We start from the raw sequence: 19,799 nt of genomic DNA, 5'->3' as shown, positions 1-19,799 counted from the left end.
GAAAAGCAGACTAATAAGCCTGCTTTTGGAATCTTCTGCGAATAATCGCTAAACTGTAATCTGGAGCTCTTATCGAGATTTGAACTCGAGACCTCTCCCTTACCAAGGGAGTGCTCTACCACTGAGCTATAAGAGCAAAATCATCTTCGATGGAGCGGGAGACGAGGGTCGAACTCGCGACATGTAGCTTGGAAGGCTACCGCTCTACCAACTGAGCTACTCCCGCTTAATGTTGGTAATTACCACTTATCGAAGTGAAGTAATGGTGGTGAGAGAAGGATTCGAACCTTCGAAACTTTCGTGGCAGAGTTACAGTCTGCTCCCTTTGACCGCTCGGGAATCTCACCATTTACACTTACTTTCAGTGTTGTTCTTTTACTACACGCTTGAAACTTTAAGATGGTGCCGGCACACGGATTCGAACTGTGGACCTACTGATTACAAGTCAGTTGCTCTACCAACTGAGCTATGCCGGCGTTTCTTTTGTTTCGTACGTTTCGTATCGGAACGGTGTGCAGTTTAGCAAAACTCAGAATCCTTGCAAGTGTTTTTTTTAAAAAAACTGTCAAAAACTCATAAAATCAATCCGTTTGACGATAATTCAACCGCTTTGATCACTGCGCGAGCTTTTATTTGGGTTTCATTCCACTCTGATTCAGGATTTGAGTCAGCAACAAGCCCTGCACCAGCCTGTACATAGACTTTATTTTCACGAATGACACAGGTACGAATCGCAATCGACATGTCCATTTCACCATGCCAGCCTAAATAACCGACAGCACCTCCAAAGATTCCACGTTTTACAGGCTCGACTTCGTCAATAATTTCCATCGCACGGATTTTAGGTGCGCCAGAAAGTGTTCCTGCTGGGAATGTTGCTTTAAAAACATCCAAAGCATCGACATCATCACGCACTTCACCTTGCACATTGGACACAATATGCATGACATGCGAATAACGTTCGATCACCATTTGATCAGTCACTTGAACTTTACCAATTTTTGAGATGCGACCGACATCATTTCGACCTAAGTCAATCAACATTAAATGCTCTGCAATTTCTTTTTCATCAGAAAGCAAATCTTTTTCAAGTGCTAAATCTTCTTCTTTGGTTTTCCCACGCGGGCGCGTGCCTGCAAGCGGACGCACAGTTGCAATACCATTTTCCAGACGGGAAAGAATCTCTGGTGATGAGCCTACAATATGGAAAGGTTTCTGATCTGAAATGGTTTGACCTTGCACCAAGAATAAATAAGGCGATGGATTGAGGTGGCGTAAGGCACGATAGACCTGTAATGGCTCACCATCAAAATCAGATACCATACGATGCCCTGGCACGACTTGCATCACATCGCCCGCACGAATGTATTCTTTCACCGTTTCAATTGAGGCAAGGTAATTTTCTTTACCTGTCAAAGATTCAAAATGTGGCGCTGTATGCTTCTGTGCCACCAAGCTGATTGGAGTCGCCAACAGGGCTTCAATTTGATCTAATTGTTGCTGTGCTTTTGCATAAGCATCTGAATCTTGAATATCCGCATGCACGATAAGAAATAGCGTATCTTTTAAATTATCAAAAACGATTACTGTTTTAGACAGCATCATCCATAAATCTGGTAAGCCCACAGGATCAGCTTCAGGCACATTTTTTAGACGTGGCTCGATATAACGTACCGAGTCATAACCAAAGTAGCCCACCAAACCACCTGTAAAGCTTGGTAATGCTGGTAAATCTGCTTGTGTAGGTACTTTAAACTGCGCTTGGAAATCACGAATGAACTGAAATGGGTCACTACAATCCTGTGTTGCAACCTGTCCATCTGGTGATTGAATGGTAAGCTGCCCAGCATTACACGAGAAAACCGTTGATTCGCCCAATCCAATAATAGAATAGCGCGCCCAATTTTCCCCACCTTCAACTGATTCAAATAAATAAGCTTGTTGATGTTCTTTCAATCGTGCAAATACAGATAATGGTGTATCTGTATCTGCCAATCGCTGGCGATAGACTGGAATTAAGTTATAGCCAGCAGATTTTAATTGTTCAAATTGCGCTAAAGTTGTCATGAGGAATTCTCTCTATTTTCGATATTACTAAGTTTGATTGCGATAGATCTAACTTAGTGACGCCATCGAAAAGCAGTTTTGCTGTTCATTCCTCTTTCCTTTTCTCACAACTTATTTAAAAACTTAATTCAAAAATCAATTTACACAGCCAATTCAAGCCAAAAGTTCAGTCAAATTATCGACCACTTGCTGCGGTTGGCATAAATGAATGTCTTCACCATGATTATAACCATAGCTGACCACAATACAATCAACCTCTGCACGGCGCGCTGCCTCAACATCATTACTTGAATCACCCACCATGAGGGTTTTTTCTTTGCTCGATTGATAATGCTCTACACAATAGTTCAACTGAATCGGGTCAGGTTTACGCTTTTCAAAACGATCACCACCAATCACATCGACAAAATAGTGATCCATGTTTAAAACTTCTAGAATTTTTCGAGCAGGCTGTTCTGGCTTATTGGTCACACAGATTAATTTTTTATTATTTTGAATTCCCCAATCCAAGAATTCTAAAATCCCATCAAATGGACGGGTATCTACACAAGGTTCAGCATTGTAAATTTCTAAAAAAGTATCTAAGAGCTGTTGATGTAAAACTGGATCAACCTCACCTTTTAAATACTTCAAGGTACTTTCACAAAATAATGAGGTGCCTTTACCAATCCAAACACGCACTTGTGCTTCTGTGACCAAAGGTAAATCTAAACGCGCTAGACTCAAATTCATCGCACGATATAAATCAAAAGCAGAATCGACCAATGTTCCATCCAAATCAAATAAAATTAAGTCGCGTTGGGCCAATTTTGCTACATTCATGATTTACACCCCGTATTTATTCACATTCAAAAAAATCAAAGTACAGACAACAAAGGCATGCGATTGCATGCCTTGAGTGTATCGCATTCAAAACTTATTTAAAGAATAGCCATGCAATAATTGCCAAAATAACCAAGGCAATAATGGTATATAAACCCAACATTGCATTTTTTTGGGTAGTCACTTCTTCTTTTGCACATTCATCTGAAGTTTTAATATCACATGCTTCTGGTACTGGCGCAGCATGAATATCAACATTCGCAGGGATTGGTGCTGGTTTTGGCACCCCCATACCTGTTGGCATTCCGTCTTTTGAAACTTGCACATTAGCATCACGTGCAGAAAGTTCTGGCATACCTTGCTCATTCATTTGTTGAGCAGGTGTTTTTTCAACAGGTGCTTGTTGAACCTCAGCGGTTGCAATCGCTTCTGACGGCTGTTGAATTGACTGTTCAATTGGTGTCGAAACTGGCTCGACTTCAATCTCTGGTACTTCTGTTCCTACAATATTTTCAACAGGTTTTGCAGGAGCAAGCACACTAAATTTAATACTGGCAAATTGAACAATATCACCATCCATCAACAGCTTATCTTGATCGATACGAATATCGTTCACAAAAGTACCATTGGATGATTTTAAATCTTGAACCCAAAGCGCCTTGTCTTTAAGCAAAAATGCAGCATGACGACGTGAAATTTCAGCAGCTTGTAATTGAAGATCGGCATCTTGGTGACGTCCAACCAACATATCACGGTCAACCGTAACTTCCTGCCCTTCAAGTTCACCTGTAATCGCTTGTAGTTTCCAAGTCATGATATTTTCTCATTTCCAATTCATTTCTAGTTTAGCACGACGCATTCATCCGTCCACTGTCTAGGGTCAAATAATACGCATCACATAGTCTGGAGCTTTATTTGTAAATAGTAAAAAGCTACACCGCTTGAGAGTTAAGCCCATTATGAACCTTTTGATTGTTGCCTAATAATATTGCTCGGTTCTTCAGCAACAGGTGTGGTGATAGCCCCTTGAGGTGTTGATTTTGTCACACCACCTGATGGTACTTTCTGATACTGGCTTGGTTGCTGTGCAGGTTGCGCGGGTGTTTGAATAATTGCTTGTGAACTTTTAGGGGTTTCGATTGGTAAACGCTGTTGGAATACATCATCGACACTAGCTGGAAGTTTGGCAAAGTTACCCTCTTTATCAAGTGCCAATTGCAAGCTATACAATTGATCATAACGTCCCTGTGAAAGACGACGCATTTCGTTGTTATCTGCTACAATCGTTGGGTGAATAAATACAAGTAAATTGCGCTTTTTGTTCGACTTTCCATCAGCTCTAAATAAGCGACCAAGACCTGGAATATCACCCAATAATGGTACTGACTGGCGCGTATGCTCAGAATCATCTGAAATCAATCCACCTAAGACCACAGTCTGCCCATGATCAGCCAACACCGATGTTTTAATCGAACGTTTTTTAGTGACTAAATCCTGCGCCTGCCCCTTATTGTCAGTTACCGCAGAAACTTCTTGTTCCACTTCTAGACGAATCGAACCACCCTCACCAATATGTGGAACAACTTTTAAGGTCACACCGACATCTTTACGCTCAATCGAGGTATAAGGATTAACCGTCCCACCTGTGCCCGTACTGACTGAACCCGTAACAAAAGGAACGTTCTGACCCACCACGATATAGGCTTCTTCATTGTCCATCGTCAAAATCGACGGTGTAGACAATAGATTCGACTTAGTACGTTCTTTGAGTGCTTGAATCAAAGCACCATACAAGCGTCTTGAACCATTTGCACCTTCTTTATAATCACCTAAAACCAGTGAAGTTCCTGAAGGTGTTAATTTAGATGCCGCACCTGCTGCACCGCCTGTTAAATAGCCTGCTGCGATACTCGCCAAACTTGACCCGACATTATCAAAACTCATCAAGCCGACACCACTACTTAAATCACCCATTGCCCATTGCACACCGAGTTGATCTGCATCATTTCCTTCAACTTCAATAATGGTGGCTTCAATCAACACTTGTTGACGACGGATGTCTAATTGCTGAACTGCTGCGTCAATTTCTCGCATCAACTGTGGCTCAGCTTTGACGATCAATGCATTCTGAGTACTGTCCGCAATAATGCTGACCCCGTTAGCATTAAAACTAGAGACATTGTTTTGATTGTTGTTATTTGAGTTTCCACCAAGATTAATACCTGGTGTTGAAATACTACTGCCTGAACTTGATGAACTGCTGTTATTTGAATTATTTGAGTTATTAAAATTATTGAGGCTACTTGAGCTATTGCTTGATGAACTATTCGATGAATTATTAGCACTTGAATTCACCGCTTGTCCTGTAACCAAGCCTTGTAAAATTTCAGATAAGTTTTTCGCACTGGCATATTTAAGTTTAAATACTTTTAATCCACCCAAACGATCTGCCGATGGCACATCCAACATTTCAATCATGTTACGAATGCGCTTACGAGAACCCGTATCACCTTTGATGAGAATACGATTGGTACGTGCATCCGCAACGATACGCACTCGTGCACCTGCATAATCTTTTGAAGCCCCTGTCGCACTCATTGCTTCAAGCTGTTTAATAATCTCTTCAGCTTGGCTTTGTTGTAATGGCACAGCTTCAATATCATTCTGACCTGTACCATCTAAATTACGGATAATAGTTTCAAGCTGATAAATATTGGCAGCACGATCAGACACAATTAAAGCATTTGTCCCTTGGATTGCAGCAAGGTGTGCAAATTGTGGCATCAAGGGACGTAAAGCAGGAATCAAATCATTTGGATTGGTATTTTCCAACCAAATCACACGAGTGACGACTTGATCACCTCGTGCATTATTACGTGGATCGTATGGCACACCTGAGTTTTTCACATTGCTGTCAGGTACAAGGCGAATGGTATTCCCTGATGGCACAGCCACCACACCATTGACATTTAAAACCCCTAAGAACAAATCATAAACTTCATTTTTATTAAGCGGTTTATTTGAAATAACCGTAACGTTGCCACGTACACGTGGATCAACCGCAAAGTTTTTACCTGTAATGTCTGCAACTTCATTAATAAAAGCAGTGAGATCAGCATCGCGTAAGTTGATTTTCCACGTTTGTGCATGTGATGCAGTGCTCACCGCCATCATCATCGGTGTAGCAGCGACTAAAGCCCAAAGTGGTCGATTGTGATTCAAAAAAGCCATAACTTATTATCTATCCTAATTTTATTTGTAGTCCTAGCCACTTACAAACTTTGCTGTATGGTCATCACCTGATCACCACGCTTAATTTCAATTTTAACTTTGCCTTCACGTTTGGCTTGTTCTAAGAGTTGAACATCACTCTGTCCTTGCCCAACAGCCTGACCATTCAGCGAAAGAATACGATCGCCTGAGCGAAGCCCCAATTTATTCCGAAGCGCTGCGGGGGTTTGATCTGTCACTTCGTAGCCTTGACCGCCACTGGTGCTTACCCCCATGTTCTTTAGGTATTGTTCCCTATTTTCATTCATTCGATCAATGGCCTGCCCTAAAGCATTTTGACTCGAATTTTGCGGTACTTGTGGCGTTGATTCAGGATTACTGGATGGTGAAGGCATAGATGAGTTTTGATTCTGTCCATCGGCATTCTGCGGTATGGGTTGATACAAACTATCTAATTTATTAAAACGTAATTCCTTAGAGTTATTACCATTCTGACTTAAAACAACATGATCCCAATAGACTTCTGACAGTTGATAACTTGTTCCCTCAAGCGTATCCCCCACCGCATAACGGTCTGCAACCTCTTTAACTTTAATCACTGCCGAAGAAGCGCGCGAAGGATAAGCAACCATAACACCTTGCAACTGCATCGGAATACTGTCATCAGCCGCAGCATTAGAACCCACTTCATTAAACAATGAAAATCCTGAAATATTCGGCACCTGAACTTGTTGTGACCCCAAACTCACTTGTTCAGGCTGCATCACTTGTGGCGGGGCAACCACCCACCAGAAAATAGATGCCAACTTCCAACACAGCGCCAAAATTAATATGAATAATACAACTGGAGCAAGTTGATCCGTTTTCTTCCACGAGATATTTTCAAATTGTTGTCTTAAATTCATTAGAAACCACCTTGAATCAGGGGTTGTCTAGTACTGATCACGTAAGTGTCTAGTCCTGCTTTCCCATCATAAGATGGTACATTCAATAACATGCGCTGTGTTAACTGCACATCAAGCATCATGCTCGGATCTAGGCTAATATTTGCCATCTTCTGACTACGTTGATCTTGAATATCAAAAATCAATTTACCTGCTTCATCTTTGAGCTGACCATTCAAGGATGGGATATTCATCTGATCTTGACGTTGCCCAAAGGTATAACGAAGTTCACCACCACCCCATTGTAATTTACCTTCAGTATCACTAAAGCCTGTATCTTTTTTAAATCGAAGTGTCATATCTGAAATTTGAATTGAATTGGCTGGCCACTGCCAATTGGCAACATTTTTTAATGTCTCTGGTGCAATTTGCCCCTGCATCTTATTGATAATAATCTTTTTCCCAAAGCCATAACCAACTACCCCATTCAGTTGAGTTTGACCGCTATGTACTTCAACATTGGCACCGACACGTAGTAAAAGCAAATCCCAAGGACGTGTACGCCAAGTGACTGAACCTCGTAAATTACCTTTATGCCAATCTGCTTGACCCTGCCAAATATTGCCACTGACATTCTGTAATGTCTGATTATTTTTATAAAATTTAGAAATTAGCCATGTTGCAGGGACTTGTAAAAGTACAAAAATTAAAAAAGTGATAACCCCAGTAATCCACCAAGTGATCTGTTTTGATTTTTTATTCATCCAGCTTTACCATAATTCATTTATTCTTCCGTGCGAGATGATGCCCTCTTTCTCTATACATTATGCATAATTTTTTCACATCGCCAATTCACTCTTATAAAAAAACCAAGCTGTTTTGCTTGGTTCTTTCATTTTATGGGTCTTGAATGACACTTCGATGAAGATTAGATCAAGAAATCTTCTAATTTTGCACCTTTTTCAATTTCTGCAACTAACCAGCGTGGTTGTTTACCACGACCCGTCCAAGTATCTGCAGCGTTATTTTTATTACGGTAACGTGGCTCTACAACTTTACGCGTCGTTTTTTTGCGTTTTTGCGAGCCATACTCAATGAACTGCTCTAAAGTCAAACCAGCAGACTCTGCAATTTTAATAATTTGATTATATGCGTCTTCAACAGCTTGATCTTTTTTAGATTCAATTAATGCTTCTGCTTCAGCTGTTAATTTCCTTAACTCTTCGACCGATAAATTACTAATATCAGGCATCATTAACTCTCCACTTAAATTCATAATAATTATTTAAAATAATTTCTCAGCAAGAGTATTTTTATTTAACTCAATTAGCAATAGATAGCTTTACTTATTAATACATAAAAAAACAAAAAATAGATTATTAGCTAAATCATTATATATCACCTTAAATAATATATATGTGATTTAGCTACACTTCGCTATTTAAAATATATTTCAGTTTTCACTCCCATTAAGCAAGGCTATTTTCTACGGTCGCTTCTAAATCAATAATAACTTTACGTAAATGCTCAGGAATCAAAGTTTTTTTCATTTCATCTTTATCAACAAATACAATCACAGCATCGCCTTCAGCAACGATCTGCTGTTGTTGTTGACTAAATAAAACATAATACATTCGAATCGCGCTATTGCGCATTTCTTCAATACGTGCACCAACTTCTAATACATCGGGATAAAATACAGGCTTTAAATATTTACACTGACTCGAAGATACAACGGTTAAAACATCTTGTTCAAATACATTTAGGCGATCAAAATATGCGATACGTGCACTTTCGATATAGCGATAATACATCACGTTATTTACATGACCAAAAGCATCCATATCTCCCCAAGCGACTTTTTGCTCATAAACTACAGGGAATTTCACTAAATCATTGTTCATAATTTTCTCAGATTTTAAATTGAATATAATTGCTGTCTTTTTCAAAAATTGAATTCAATTGCTGAATTAATGCCTCATTACCATTCAATGTCGCTTTAATTCTCAAATAGTTCATCAAAACATCATTTGGATATAATGTTAAAAGTTGATCTGCTTCATTATCTCGTTGTGTCGCTGTATATATATGCCACATTGCAAAACTAAATACAGGAATATTCATATACTTGGTTTCTAGTTTTATAATTTGTTGCTCTAATTGCTCATAATCAGGGTTTTGACGCAAAAGTTGATGTTGGAACCACAAATAAAAGACATCTTGATCAAATTTTTCATCGAGTATTTGAATCGCCAGTTGTTGCTGTTGCTGTGCCAATTCCGGCAAACGCATAATGAGTTTTAACCATAAAATCTTAGTTTCATAAGGCATTTGATCTAATTGTGGTTGTATTTCAAAGAATTTTTGCTGTAACAATTCCAAGTCTTCGAAACTTGCTTGATCATAACAACCCAAAAGTTGCATGAGCCATTGTTGCTTTGTTGCTATTTCCAGTTGACCAAACTGAGTGCCATGTAAGTATTGCCATGGAAATTGAATTGCAAATTGCCCCCATAACTTTTGTAGACGCAATTTATAACTTTCTGCGAGTTCACCTAACCAAGGTGATAAATCATGTCCATTTAGAAACTCTAAATGAGTCAAAGCTTGTTGTTGATCTTGCTGTGCTAAATAAATTTCAATTCGCAAAATTTCTGCAAGTTCAAATGCTGAAGGTGGACTATTCTCCAGTATCTGTAATGCTTCAACACACTGAGCTTTTTTGAATAATAACTGTGCGTGAATAATTGATTTGAGCAAACCAGATTGATCAAAGATATTACGAATGACCTGTTCTTGCTCTTCTTCGCCATCCAACAACCACAATACCCCTAATTTTTCAAAGGGATGTAAATTATTAAAACTTAAAATCTGTTCTAATTTTCTTTTTTCACGATTTAAATAACGTTTTATCAAATACCATGCAAGGTGCATGAAAAAACTTACCCACACACCAAAAAACAACAACACCCATAGATTGGTTTGGATCTGAATATTATGCCATAGCACATAAACATAGCCTGCGCCTGCGCTATAACTCAACACACTGAGAACAGCAAAAATAATCAGGCTAATCAGGGCATAGATTAAAAATATATGCTTCATTCAACTACCCCAAAACAGCCAAGCTACTGAGCTTGGGTATAGGTGCTTGTGTAATCTGCTTAAGCTTTAAAATCTGTTGCTTCAGTTTCTGACTCGTCGCATCAGGTAAGGTATCTAATAATTGCACAACTTGATTCAACATCTCTTGATATTCAGTGCTTTGCCCTTTGCTCAAAAGCTGTTGTGCAAGTAATAATCTAAGCTGTGCTTCTTTTAAAATAAATTTGCGATTTGCCAAAGCTGCTGAATCTGGCTCAACAATATCAACACTAAGCCACTTCTCCCAAAAATGCTTTGGATGGTCTTGAGGCACACTAAGTTGATTATTCTTTAACTCTTTTTGCAAACTTTGGTCAATTTGTTTGATGAGGATATTTAATTGATCTTGTTGCGCATTGCGATCAATCACAAACTGCTGAATGCTTTGCATATCTTGTGCAATGGCTTGGTGTAGACTTTGCTGCACTGCATCCGCTAAAGCGTAATGATCCAAGGATTGATTCAGCTCAGTTAAATGCTCAATTGCATAAACAAATTGCTGTTGCTGTAGAGCAAACTGTACCAATTCTAATTTTTGTTTAATCACCACACTCGGGCTAATACCCACAATTTGTTCAGGTGCTGATACGACTTTTTGAGCTGTTTCTTTTTTTATAGGCTCATCACTTTGACGTTGAACAGCAACCAATTGATCATTCAAACTGGCATTTTTTTGCTCACTTTTATGCAAACTTTGCTGAATCTCTGTGAGCTGTTGCGAAACATGATAGAAGTCATAACTCAATTTAATGAGCCATCCTAAAGCGATCAACAATAAGATATAGATAAACTTCTTCATAACTTCCTTTGCAACTGCATGATACTTTGTAGAATTGTATTTGGCTCTAAATCTTGAACCTGAGTAATATTAAAACACTTTTGAGTGACATTTTTATCATGTTGCAATAATTGATACAAACGCTCACCCAAAACTAAATAATGGCAATCATTGACTATACTGGCATGAGTCTGAGTTAACGCCAACCAATTACGCCAGCTTGCTTCACTGCTTATACAGTTCCAATATGGTTTTGGTTGATCAACTTGATCAAAAAAATCAGAGAATAATTGCGGTGTTTGTTCGGGGCAATGACGCTCATACAAAACAAAGTTTAACACTTGAATTTGGCGAGCTTGGCATTGTTGCATCATAAACTGACGCCCACCCTCACCTCGCCAAAAAGCAATTTTTTTTAAACCTGTGAATGTATTAAAAATAGGTAGACTCAGCATACCTTCTGAGGTTTCAACTTCAGGGACGTCAGCGACTATACCAAACCGACTTAAGACCTGAGCCGTCCTTTTTCCCACTGCAATCCAGTGAATATGTCGAATTTGCTCAAGAGAAAGCCCCGCTTTTTCCAAATACTGCATGCCAAGCTCTACAGCAGTCGGACTCACCACAACGATCACTTGAGTTTCGAGAAGTTGTAAATAAAGTTGTTCTAATTCGACAGCATAAGGACGGGGTGTTAATACCAATAATGGAAGATCAACCACATCAAAACCCGCTTTGCTCAAACATTGCGTCAATGCTTGAGCACGATCAACTGGACGGGTATTGATAAATAACATTGTGGTTAAACAATCAATCTTGATAAAGTGCTTTGAGAAGTTCTCCAGCACCGAGTTCAAGTAAATTTTGTGCCAATTGCACACCCAATTGCTCAGCTTGATCAACTGTACCAGTCACTTGGCTACGCAAAAGCGTTTGTCCATCGGGACTACCGACACGACCTTCCACTGATAATGTTTCATGATCTAATGTTGCAAAGCCAGCGATAGGGACCTGACAACCACCTTCCAAATAAGCATTAAATGCGCGTTCTGCACGAACACATGCATTTGTTTCAGCATGCATCAAAGGTAAGATCAAATCTAAAATTTCCTGATCATTTGCACGACACTCTAAACCCAAAGCACCTTGACCGACCGCAGGTAAGCTCACTTCTGCTGGTAAAGTGTGACGAATACGCTCTGAAAGTTCTAAACGCTTTAGACCTGCACTGGCAAGAATAATGGCATCGTACTGCCCCGCATCAAGTTTTGATAAACGTGTCCCCACATTGCCACGTAAATCAATCACATCAAGATCAGGACGCTGTTTTAAAATCTGACTTTTACGGCGTAAGCTTGAAGTTCCCAATTTTGCACCTTGTGGCAAATCTTCAAACTTTTCATATTGATTAGACACGAAAGCATCGAAAGGATCTTCACGCTCGCAAATCACAGCAAGCTCTAAACCTTCTGGTAGTTGCATCGGTACATCTTTCATCGAATGAACCGCTAAATCGGCACGACCATCAAGCAAAGCTGCTTCTAGTTCTTTAACAAATAAACCTTTACCACCGATTTTCGCCAAAGGCGTATCTAAAATTTTGTCGCCTTGAGTCACGAAAGTTACCAACTCCACTTTTACATGCGTGTGTAGTTGCTCTAGTCGGTCACGAATATGCTCAGCTTGCCACATTGCAAGCGGGCTTTGACGAGTTGCTATTTTCAAGGTTTTGATCATGTCAGCTTAGCCAAATTTTTAAACACCCTAAACTTACCCTGCAATCATAAAATTGCAAGTAAATTATCAAATGATTTAAAGGCAAACGTTAATTTCCTACAAAATTATAAATTTTGCATGCGCTCTCTTAGCAATGGTAAATGACGACGACTCACAGCAAGTCGCTCTTCGAGTTCACGACAACGTGCTTGATACTGCCCTGACGCAACCATTTCCAGACCATCCAAATAGTCCAATGAAATGAGCGCATTGCGATGAATTCGAATAAAGCGATCAGAAAATTCCGTTTCCAAATCCTTTAATGTTTCATCTATCAATACACTGCCATTTTTATGACGTACCGTGACATATTTTTGATCTGCCAAAAAATAATAAATATTTTCAACAGGAATCAACTCCAAACCTCGATAGGTTTTTGCAGCAATTTGCTGTCTTTGCACTTTTTCTTCCATGAGTTCTTTTTGTTCTAAGTTAGTTAATTGAGCTTGCGTCAGTTTGGTCACATTCTCCAAAACTGTTTCTAACTCAGCTTTTGCAATTGGCTTCAACAAATATCCTTTTGCTTGAGACTGAATTGCTTGTAAAGCGTGCTCATCAAACGCTGTACAAAAAATAATAGCAGGCATGGGATTAAAATGTGCCAAATGCTGTGCACAAGTCAAGCCATCCATTTCTGGCATTTGAATATCTAACAAGACTACATCTGGCTCAAACTGCTGAACCATTTCCAAAGCTTGTTTGCCATGTTGTGCTGTCGCTACAACCTGATGCCCCAATTGCGCCACCAATCGTGATAGCCGTTCCACCGCAAGTGGTTCATCATCACAAATCAGGATGTCCATTACACCTCCTTGCCCAAATCCCTAATACTTATTTTAATAAATTTCTCAGTCATCTATTTTTATACTGATATTGAATAACAGTAGTAAATAATCCATTTCCCGCATAATTTCGAAAATAAACAGAATCACCAAAATGTGCTTTTAAACGCTGTTTTACATTTTCTAAAGCAATTCCATGCCCTTCTCTAACTTTTATTCTATCTTGTAAAAATGGGTTAGTAATGACTATATTGACTTGATTTTGCAATATTTCAACCAGTATTCCAATTTTAGCGTCGATGATCTTTTTCTCAACACCATGAAAAATACTATTTTCAATAAGTGGCTGCAAAGTGAGTAAAGGTATTTTAACTTGCCCTAATAGTTCTGGATGCGGAATATTCCACTCCACTTTTAATCGTTCTCCTAAACGAATTTGTTCAATTGCAATATATTGCTTAGACAGTTCCACTTCTTCTTTTAAAGTCACCAGTTTTAATTCTTGTAAGCTTGCTCTAAATAACTTTGATAAATCAATCAGCATTTGTTCAGCTTTATCTGGATCTATGGCAATTAAACTCACCACACTATTTAAACTATTAAATAAAAAATGAGGGTGAATCCGTGCCTGCATCGCTTGAACCCGTGCATTCAACTCGCTGTTTTGTTGTAAAACAGATTGCTCTCGAATATACATATAACGCAAACAAAATGCGCCCAATAACACCCCATAACTCAAATGTAGGATCACATTATGAAAGAGTTGATCGACGCTTATATTTTGTAATGAAATATGTGAACCGATAAATCCAAGAAGATTTAAAACAACACTGGTACAAAACACGATCGTTTGTAGCAAAATAAAACTAAATATCGCTGCTGAAAAATAGCTATATTCTGAGAGGCGTTTTTGGAAGATATCTTGAAAAGCAGCAAATGCCAGTAATATCCAATTAATATATAAAATATAAGCTAAAACGTGTCCAAAATTAAGATTCGACCAAGATTGTGCCTCTGCCAATGCCAATAAAAATGCCAATACATTACTGGCTATAAACAGTTCCAATAAATATTGCCCATGTCCCATTTTGCTAAAAAAATAAGATTGATGAAAATGTGTTCTCGATTTTATTGACGAATGATTACGCTTTCTTTCGGCAAGAGAGACTGAATTTGCTATACTAGCTTCAGTTTTACTGCTTTTTTTCTTATTGAGCCGATATGACCACATCTTCTAATTCCTCTAATCCGTCACAAGCCCAAACTTCAGGCATGTGGGGCGGTCGTTTCTCCGAAGCTACTGATGCCTTTGTTGCTGAATTTACTGCATCTGTTCAATTTGACCAACGCTTTTATAAACAAGATATTGCAGGCTCTATTGCACATGCAACCATGTTAGCAAAAGTTGGGGTCTTGACTGAACAAGAACGTGATGACATCACCAACGGTTTGAACACAATTAAAGCTGAAATTGAAGCGGGTAACTTCGAGTGGCGCATCGACTTAGAAGATGTACACATGAACATCGAATCACGCCTCACTCAGCGTATCGGTATTACAGGTAAGAAATTACATACAGGTCGTAGCCGTAACGACCAAGTGGCAACAGACATCCGTTTATATGTGCGTGATGAAATTGATGCCATTTTAAAATTATTGGAAAAATTACAAAAAGGTATTTTGGGTCTTGCTGCCAAAAATACCAATACCATCATGCCAGGTTTTACCCATTTACAAACCGCACAGCCTGTGACTTTTGGTCACCACTTAATGGCGTGGTTTGAAATGTTGGTGCGTGACTCGGAACGCCTAATCGACTGTCGTAAACGTGTCAACCGCATGCCTTTAGGTTCTGCTGCACTTGCAGGAACAACCTATCCAATTGACCGCGCCTATACTGCAGAATTGTTAGGTTTTGAAGCTGTTGCTGAAAACTCACTTGACGCTGTTTCTGACCGTGACTTCGGGATTGAGTTTAATGCTGCTGCATCTTTGATCATGATGCATTTATCACGTATGTCAGAAGAAATGATTCTATGGACTTCTGCACAATTTAAATTTGTGAATATTCCTGACCGTTTCTGCACAGGTTCTTCGATCATGCCACAGAAGAAAAACCCAGATGTTCCTGAGTTGATCCGTGGTAAAACAGGTCGTGTCTATGGTGACTTAATGAGTTTATTAACACTCATGAAAGGTCAACCGTTGGCATACAACAAAGACAACCAAGAAGACAAAGAACCTTTGTTTGATGCGATTGATACCGTTCGTGGTTCACTCATGGCATTTGCAGATATGATTCCTGCATTGGTTCCAAATATTGAAATCATGCGTGAAGCTGCACTTCGTGGCTTTTCTACAGCAACAGATTTAGCAGATTACCTTGTTAAAAATGGTGTGGCGTTCCGTGATGCACATGAAATCGTCGGTAAAGCGGTTGCTTTAGGTGTTGAAGAATCGAAAGATTTATCTGAACTCACACTTGAGCAACTTCAACAGTTCTCTGACTTGATTCAAGCAGATGTGTTTGAAAAAGCACTGACTTTAGAAGCATCAGTGAATGCACGTAACCATATCGGTGGTACTGCACCTGCTCAAGTTGAAGCTGCAATTCAACGTGCTTATGTACGCTTAGAAAAACTTTACGCTTAATTTTTTAAGTTTAATTATCAGATTAAATTTGGAGTATTGATATGTCTCGACAAGTTTTTTGCCGTAAATATCAAAAAGAAATGGATGCTTTAGACTTTGCACCTTTCCCTGGTGCAAAAGGTCAAGAATTATTTGACACGATCTCTAAGCAAGCTTGGCAAGAATGGCTCAAACACCAAACCACGTTGATCAATGAAAAACGTTTAAATGTGTTTGAACCTGATGCGAAGAAGTTCCTTGAAGAACAACGTGAAAAATTCTTCAATAATGATGAGTCGTTGGAAAAAGCTGAAGGACTAAAGCCTGAGTGAGGATCAGTGGAGCAACGCTCCACCCTGAGGAATATATTCCGCAAGAAGGCGAAGGCTATGCCTGAGTGCAAAGGATAAGCGGAGCACTGCTCCGCCCTTGCGCAAGACCCGAAGCTATGCTTCGGGTGTAATTTAGAAAGCAACGCTTTCTTTTTACGCAAGACAAACATCGAAGATGTGCGTAGGCTTTAATTGAAAAGAATCTCCATACATCTAGAAATTCTTTTTTGCCTTATTTTTCTGCAAGACAAGCGAAACGCGTAGGCAAACATTTGAAAAGCTCCTGAATTGGGGCTTTTCTTTTGTCTAGAACATTGCTCTGCCCTGAGGAATATATTCCGAAAGAAGACAAACCTCAAAGTTCCCCATACGCTTTTATCACAAAAATCTCCATACATTTGGGGATTTTTTTACTTTCACTTTTCTACAGCCATAAAAAAAGGAGTCTTGGAGACTCCTATAAACTTCAGAAACCACAGCTTTTCCGAAACACTTTCGGTGCTTTTTCCACCCATTTTGCAGGAAAGAACTGTTCCACTTTGGCAGATAACCATCGTGCAACAGGTTCAGGCAATGCCACACCCAAAGGATTCTGTTCTTTTAAATCTGCTGATGAAACCACACGTGTTCCCATCAAATAATCAAACCATGGTTTTGTCACACACCAGTTCGCATCTTGGTTAGAATTCATATGATGGTCATAATGCCAAGGAATTTTTTTCTTCGCCCAATCTGGCTCTAAATGTGCACGACGGTGAATATAGTAATAATTACATGCACTATATAAAGATGCTGCCACCATACCTTTTGAAATCGGATAAAAAATTAGACTCGCCGCACTTGCAACGACCGCCAAGGAAACGATTTCATTTTTTGTACGCCAGTTTGAGATCCCTTCAACATAACCATCGTCATGAAAACCTTGCTTACGTACCTCTCTATGATGCTCCCAATGAGATTTCATACTGTCCGGCACGGGGCTATAACGAGGCTGACCTTTACGATGAGCTCCATGTAAAATGAACTTATGTGCAACCCATTCAAAACCATTTGCAACAACTAATCCTACAACAAAGCCTTTTAGCATGGCTCTCTCCTATTCTTCTCATATTTTTAATATAAAGCGTAATAATCATTTAATATTGACAAGAAAAGTCTTTTGCATTGACAAATTACGACATATTTTCCAATCTCGTACTTCGTCTCAACTCATTTTCAATACGTCAGCGAACAGTTTTAACTTGTTTGTCTTACTTAATTCTGATTAGAATAAGCTCGTTTTTAAAATAATATTTTTGTAATAAAAAAGACGATACATATGCAACTACTCAAGGATTATGTAGGCTCAGTCTATGGTGGACTCGGACAATTATTACTCGCATACGCCGAAGCGAATCATCTAAATATTTCAGAGAAATTACGTCAAGTTCAAACACAAGAACGTTTTGACTTTAATCTATGGCGTGAACTTTTAGATGATATTCAAACGCAAGTACAAAGCCCTGCTTTAGGTGTAGAAATTGCAAAACATTTGCAGCCCAAGCATATTGGTATTATTGCGTATATCGCCCAATCTTGTGACACCATGGGTGAGGCATTAACGCGCTATTTTGACTTTCACCGCTTGGTTTATGATGGAAGCCCACTCAAAGTTGAACCCTTTGATAACGATAATATTATTATTCGCTGGGATACTTTGCCATCTCACTTAACAACACAAATCACGGATGAAATTGCGATTGCCATCATGGTGCAATTTTTAAGACATTTTTTATCTTCACACCACACCAAAATTCATCAAATCAATTTCACCCATGAAAAGCCTAGCAATGTGGCAATTTATGAAGATTTTTTCCAATGCCCTGTGCTGTTTAAACAAGCCAATCCTGAATTGGTCTTTCCTCTTCAAGCATTAAACACCCCACTCAATCAAGGTGATCAAACTCTACAAAAACTATTAATGCAGCAAGCACAAGCTTTATTGGATGATTTGCCAAATTCAACACAATTAGATCAACGATTACAGCAATATATCTTATTAGGTCTGCAGAAAAACCATTATCAAATTGAGCATATTGCACAACAGCTCAATATGTCTGTAAGACAGCTTCAACGCCATTTACAAAACCAAGGTACAACCTATCAACAGCGCGTCCAAGAAATCAGAAAGATTCTCGCGCTTCAATATTTGCAAGATCCATTCCTTGGTCTGCATGAAATTGCTTTATTACTGAGTTATTCAGAACAAAGCGCCTTTCAGCGTGCATTTAAACAGTGGACTGGAATGACCCCACAACAATGGCGAATACAGCATCGAAATGCCGAAATTAAGGCATAAAATGAAATACTAAAATATCAGCAAAAGCTCATCAGTTCATACAGACTCTGAATGATAGCAATCAATGTATGGACTATGTCATCTCTATTTTAGTGAACTAATTCAATAGTTTTTTGTGTAACAGAAATAGTTTTCTAGTTTTATTTTTCTATTTTAGCTTATTATTTAGGCGCCAGAATAAAGATTCACAAACTCTCACGGCTGACGCCAATTTAAATGTGGCACAGCTTCATTCCGCAATAAAAAAAATAGGAATACTCATGAATAGATATTTAGCAGAATTTCTCGGAACTTTTTGGCTTGTTTTTGGTGGATGTGGTAGCGCAGTCTTAGCTGCCGCATTCCCTGAACTCGGCATTGGTTTTGCTGGAGTTGCTTTAGCATTTGGTTTAACTGTACTCACAGGTGCGTATGCTTTTGGACATATTTCAGGTGGGCACTTTAATCCCGCGGTAAGTGTAGGATTATGGGTTGGTGGTCGCTTTGACGCCAAAGATCTTGCCCCTTATATCATTGCACAAGTTGTCGGAGGTATTGTTGCTGCCTTTATTTTGTATTTGATTGTTCAAGGGCAAGCTGGATTTACAGGTACAGGGGGATTCGCTACCAATGGTTATGGTGATTTATCACCAGGAAAATATTCACTTGTTTCCGCGCTCATTATTGAAATTGTACTGACGGCTATATTTTTGATTGTAATTTTAGGTTCAACGGATAAGCGTGCTCCTGCAGGCTTTGCACCGATCGCAATTGGTCTAGCACTTACACTGATTCATTTGATTAGTATTCCTGTCACCAATACATCTGTAAATCCTGCACGAAGTACTGCTGTTGCAATATTTGCTGAAACGGCAGCATTGGGACAATTGTGGCTTTTCTGGGTCGCACCGATTGTAGGTGCTGTGATTGGTGCTGTGATCTACAAAATTGTTGGTGGTGAATCACAAAATTAATTGTTGATAAACAAACATTTATTTACAAAATCAAAAACCTGCTTCGGCAGGTTTTTTATAG

General features: G+C 39.1%; 19 protein-coding genes and 4 tRNA genes. 4 read left to right on the top strand and 19 right to left on the bottom strand.

Annotated features, from left to right (window positions below; genetic code table 11):
- Positions 1 to 61: 61 nt before the first annotated feature.
- The 18 genes from BEN71_RS01745 to BEN71_RS01660 all read right to left on the bottom strand — a co-directional run bounded on the left by BEN71_RS01745 (position 62) and on the right by BEN71_RS01660 (position 14,715).
- Positions 62 to 136, bottom strand: a tRNA-Thr gene (locus BEN71_RS01745).
- Between the two features lie 14 nt (positions 137 to 150).
- Positions 151 to 226, bottom strand: a tRNA-Gly gene (locus BEN71_RS01740).
- Positions 227 to 263: 37 nt separating this feature from the next.
- Positions 264 to 347, bottom strand: a tRNA-Tyr gene (locus BEN71_RS01735).
- Between the two features lie 53 nt (positions 348 to 400).
- Positions 401 to 476 (bottom strand) — tRNA-Thr (locus tag BEN71_RS01730).
- A 97-nt stretch (positions 477 to 573) separates the two neighbouring features.
- Positions 574 to 2,067 (bottom strand): anthranilate synthase component I, encoded by a 1,494-nt coding sequence (gene trpE / locus BEN71_RS01725; RefSeq protein WP_068972939.1) that lies wholly within the window; start codon positions 2,065 to 2,067, stop codon positions 574 to 576.
- Between the two features lie 153 nt (positions 2,068 to 2,220).
- Positions 2,221 to 2,889, bottom strand: a complete 669-nt coding sequence (locus BEN71_RS01720) for an HAD-IA family hydrolase (protein WP_068972940.1) — start codon at positions 2,887 to 2,889, stop codon at positions 2,221 to 2,223.
- A gap of 94 nt (positions 2,890 to 2,983) precedes the next feature.
- Positions 2,984 to 3,703, bottom strand: a complete 720-nt coding sequence (locus BEN71_RS01715; protein ID WP_068972941.1) for an FHA domain-containing protein — start codon at positions 3,701 to 3,703, stop codon at positions 2,984 to 2,986.
- 143 nt (positions 3,704 to 3,846) lie between these two features.
- Complete coding sequence (gene gspD, locus BEN71_RS01710; RefSeq protein ID WP_068972942.1) at positions 3,847 to 6,120, bottom strand: type II secretion system secretin GspD; 2,274 nt, start codon at positions 6,118 to 6,120, stop codon at positions 3,847 to 3,849.
- Positions 6,121 to 6,161: 41 nt separating this feature from the next.
- Positions 6,162 to 7,025 (bottom strand): type II secretion system protein N, encoded by an 864-nt coding sequence (locus BEN71_RS01705; protein ID WP_068972943.1) that lies wholly within the window; start codon positions 7,023 to 7,025, stop codon positions 6,162 to 6,164.
- Positions 7,025 to 7,768 carry a type II secretion system protein N gene (gspN, locus tag BEN71_RS01700; protein WP_068972944.1) on the bottom strand — a complete coding sequence of 248 codons (744 nt, stop codon included), beginning with the start codon at positions 7,766 to 7,768 and terminating at the stop codon, positions 7,025 to 7,027. The genes BEN71_RS01705 and gspN overlap by 1 nt, the downstream gene beginning before the upstream one ends.
- A gap of 164 nt (positions 7,769 to 7,932) precedes the next feature.
- The gene (locus BEN71_RS01695) at positions 7,933 to 8,259 is read right to left on the bottom strand and encodes an H-NS histone family protein (protein WP_068972945.1); all 327 of its coding nucleotides are present in this window, start codon (positions 8,257 to 8,259) and stop codon (positions 7,933 to 7,935) included.
- Positions 8,260 to 8,473: 214 nt separating this feature from the next.
- Positions 8,474 to 8,908, bottom strand: coding sequence for an acyl-CoA thioesterase (locus BEN71_RS01690; RefSeq protein WP_068973041.1), 435 nt, complete (start codon positions 8,906 to 8,908; stop codon positions 8,474 to 8,476).
- 7 nt (positions 8,909 to 8,915) lie between these two features.
- Entirely contained in the window at positions 8,916 to 10,109 is a 1,194-nt protein-coding gene (locus BEN71_RS01685; RefSeq protein WP_068972946.1) for a hypothetical protein, read from the bottom strand.
- A gap of 4 nt (positions 10,110 to 10,113) precedes the next feature.
- Positions 10,114 to 10,947, bottom strand: a complete 834-nt coding sequence (locus BEN71_RS01680) for a hypothetical protein (protein ID WP_068972947.1) — start codon at positions 10,945 to 10,947, stop codon at positions 10,114 to 10,116.
- Complete coding sequence (locus BEN71_RS01675) at positions 10,944 to 11,723, bottom strand: uroporphyrinogen-III synthase (RefSeq protein WP_068972948.1); 780 nt, start codon at positions 11,721 to 11,723, stop codon at positions 10,944 to 10,946. Before BEN71_RS01675 ends, BEN71_RS01680 begins: the two co-directional genes overlap by 4 nt.
- A 13-nt stretch (positions 11,724 to 11,736) precedes the next feature.
- Complete coding sequence (gene hemC / locus BEN71_RS01670) at positions 11,737 to 12,660, bottom strand: hydroxymethylbilane synthase (protein WP_193925004.1); 924 nt, start codon at positions 12,658 to 12,660, stop codon at positions 11,737 to 11,739.
- A gap of 107 nt (positions 12,661 to 12,767) precedes the next feature.
- Complete coding sequence (locus BEN71_RS01665; RefSeq protein ID WP_068972950.1) at positions 12,768 to 13,505, bottom strand: LytR/AlgR family response regulator transcription factor; 738 nt, start codon at positions 13,503 to 13,505, stop codon at positions 12,768 to 12,770.
- Between the two features lie 49 nt (positions 13,506 to 13,554).
- Entirely contained in the window at positions 13,555 to 14,715 is a 1,161-nt protein-coding gene (locus BEN71_RS01660; protein WP_068972951.1) for a sensor histidine kinase, read from the bottom strand.
- On the opposite strand from BEN71_RS01660, the gene argH reads away from it, so the two are divergent.
- Together argH and BEN71_RS01650 are read left to right on the top strand one after the other, a co-directional pair.
- Positions 14,706 to 16,136 (top strand): argininosuccinate lyase, encoded by a 1,431-nt coding sequence (gene argH, locus BEN71_RS01655; RefSeq protein WP_068972952.1) that lies wholly within the window; start codon positions 14,706 to 14,708, stop codon positions 16,134 to 16,136. The two genes, BEN71_RS01660 and argH, sit on opposite strands and share 10 nt — an antisense overlap.
- Positions 16,137 to 16,177: 41 nt before the next feature.
- Entirely contained in the window at positions 16,178 to 16,447 is a 270-nt protein-coding gene (locus tag BEN71_RS01650; RefSeq protein WP_068972953.1) for an oxidative damage protection protein, read from the top strand.
- Positions 16,448 to 16,913: 466 nt separating this feature from the next.
- Here the strand turns inward: BEN71_RS01650 and BEN71_RS01645 are convergent, their stop codons facing one another.
- Entirely contained in the window at positions 16,914 to 17,534 is a 621-nt protein-coding gene (locus BEN71_RS01645) for a sterol desaturase family protein (protein WP_068972954.1), read from the bottom strand.
- A gap of 231 nt (positions 17,535 to 17,765) precedes the next feature.
- On the opposite strand from BEN71_RS01645, the gene BEN71_RS01640 reads away from it, so the two are divergent.
- Positions 17,766 to 18,785: an AraC family transcriptional regulator gene (locus BEN71_RS01640; RefSeq protein WP_068972955.1), complete on the top strand. Its 1,020-nt coding sequence runs from the start codon at positions 17,766 to 17,768 to the stop codon at positions 18,783 to 18,785.
- Positions 18,786 to 19,045: 260 nt separating this feature from the next.
- On the top strand, positions 19,046 to 19,738 hold the full coding sequence (gene aqpZ, locus BEN71_RS01635) for an aquaporin Z (protein ID WP_068972956.1): 693 nt from the start codon (positions 19,046 to 19,048) through the stop codon (positions 19,736 to 19,738).
- Positions 19,739 to 19,799 lie beyond the last annotated feature (61 nt).

It is taken from the genome of Acinetobacter wuhouensis, assembly GCF_001696605.3.
GTDB classification, from domain to species: Bacteria; Pseudomonadota; Gammaproteobacteria; order Pseudomonadales; family Moraxellaceae; genus Acinetobacter; species Acinetobacter wuhouensis.
Note: the sequence above shows the minus strand (reverse complement) of the source record. Positions and strands in the feature narration are given on the sequence as shown.

Bases quoted from the DNA above. Each gene is read 5' to 3' on its own strand.
- gspD (WP_068972942.1), bottom strand. From the start codon at position 6,120: ATGGCTTTTTTGAATCACAATCGACCACTTTGGGCTTTAGTCGCTGCT.
- BEN71_RS01690 (WP_068973041.1), bottom strand. From the start codon at position 8,908: ATGAACAATGATTTAGTGAAATTCCCTGTAGTTTATGAGCAAAAAGTC.
- aqpZ (WP_068972956.1), top strand. From the start codon at position 19,046: ATGAATAGATATTTAGCAGAATTTCTCGGAACTTTTTGGCTTGTTTTT.
- BEN71_RS01680 (WP_068972947.1), bottom strand. From the start codon at position 10,947: ATGAAGAAGTTTATCTATATCTTATTGTTGATCGCTTTAGGATGGCTC.
- BEN71_RS01645 (WP_068972954.1), bottom strand. From the start codon at position 17,534: ATGCTAAAAGGCTTTGTTGTAGGATTAGTTGTTGCAAATGGTTTTGAA.
- BEN71_RS01660 (WP_068972951.1), bottom strand. From the start codon at position 14,715: ATGTGGTCATATCGGCTCAATAAGAAAAAAAGCAGTAAAACTGAAGCT.
- gspN (WP_068972944.1), bottom strand. From the start codon at position 7,768: ATGAATAAAAAATCAAAACAGATCACTTGGTGGATTACTGGGGTTATC.
- trpE (WP_068972939.1), bottom strand. From the start codon at position 2,067: ATGACAACTTTAGCGCAATTTGAACAATTAAAATCTGCTGGCTATAAC.
- BEN71_RS01720 (WP_068972940.1), bottom strand. From the start codon at position 2,889: ATGAATGTAGCAAAATTGGCCCAACGCGACTTAATTTTATTTGATTTG.
- BEN71_RS01705 (WP_068972943.1), bottom strand. From the start codon at position 7,025: ATGAATTTAAGACAACAATTTGAAAATATCTCGTGGAAGAAAACGGAT.
- BEN71_RS01715 (WP_068972941.1), bottom strand. From the start codon at position 3,703: ATGACTTGGAAACTACAAGCGATTACAGGTGAACTTGAAGGGCAGGAA.
- argH (WP_068972952.1), top strand. From the start codon at position 14,706: ATGACCACATCTTCTAATTCCTCTAATCCGTCACAAGCCCAAACTTCA.
- BEN71_RS01640 (WP_068972955.1), top strand. From the start codon at position 17,766: ATGCAACTACTCAAGGATTATGTAGGCTCAGTCTATGGTGGACTCGGA.
- BEN71_RS01695 (WP_068972945.1), bottom strand. From the start codon at position 8,259: ATGATGCCTGATATTAGTAATTTATCGGTCGAAGAGTTAAGGAAATTA.
- BEN71_RS01650 (WP_068972953.1), top strand. From the start codon at position 16,178: ATGTCTCGACAAGTTTTTTGCCGTAAATATCAAAAAGAAATGGATGCT.
- BEN71_RS01675 (WP_068972948.1), bottom strand. From the start codon at position 11,723: ATGTTATTTATCAATACCCGTCCAGTTGATCGTGCTCAAGCATTGACG.
- BEN71_RS01665 (WP_068972950.1), bottom strand. From the start codon at position 13,505: ATGGACATCCTGATTTGTGATGATGAACCACTTGCGGTGGAACGGCTA.
- BEN71_RS01685 (WP_068972946.1), bottom strand. From the start codon at position 10,109: ATGAAGCATATATTTTTAATCTATGCCCTGATTAGCCTGATTATTTTT.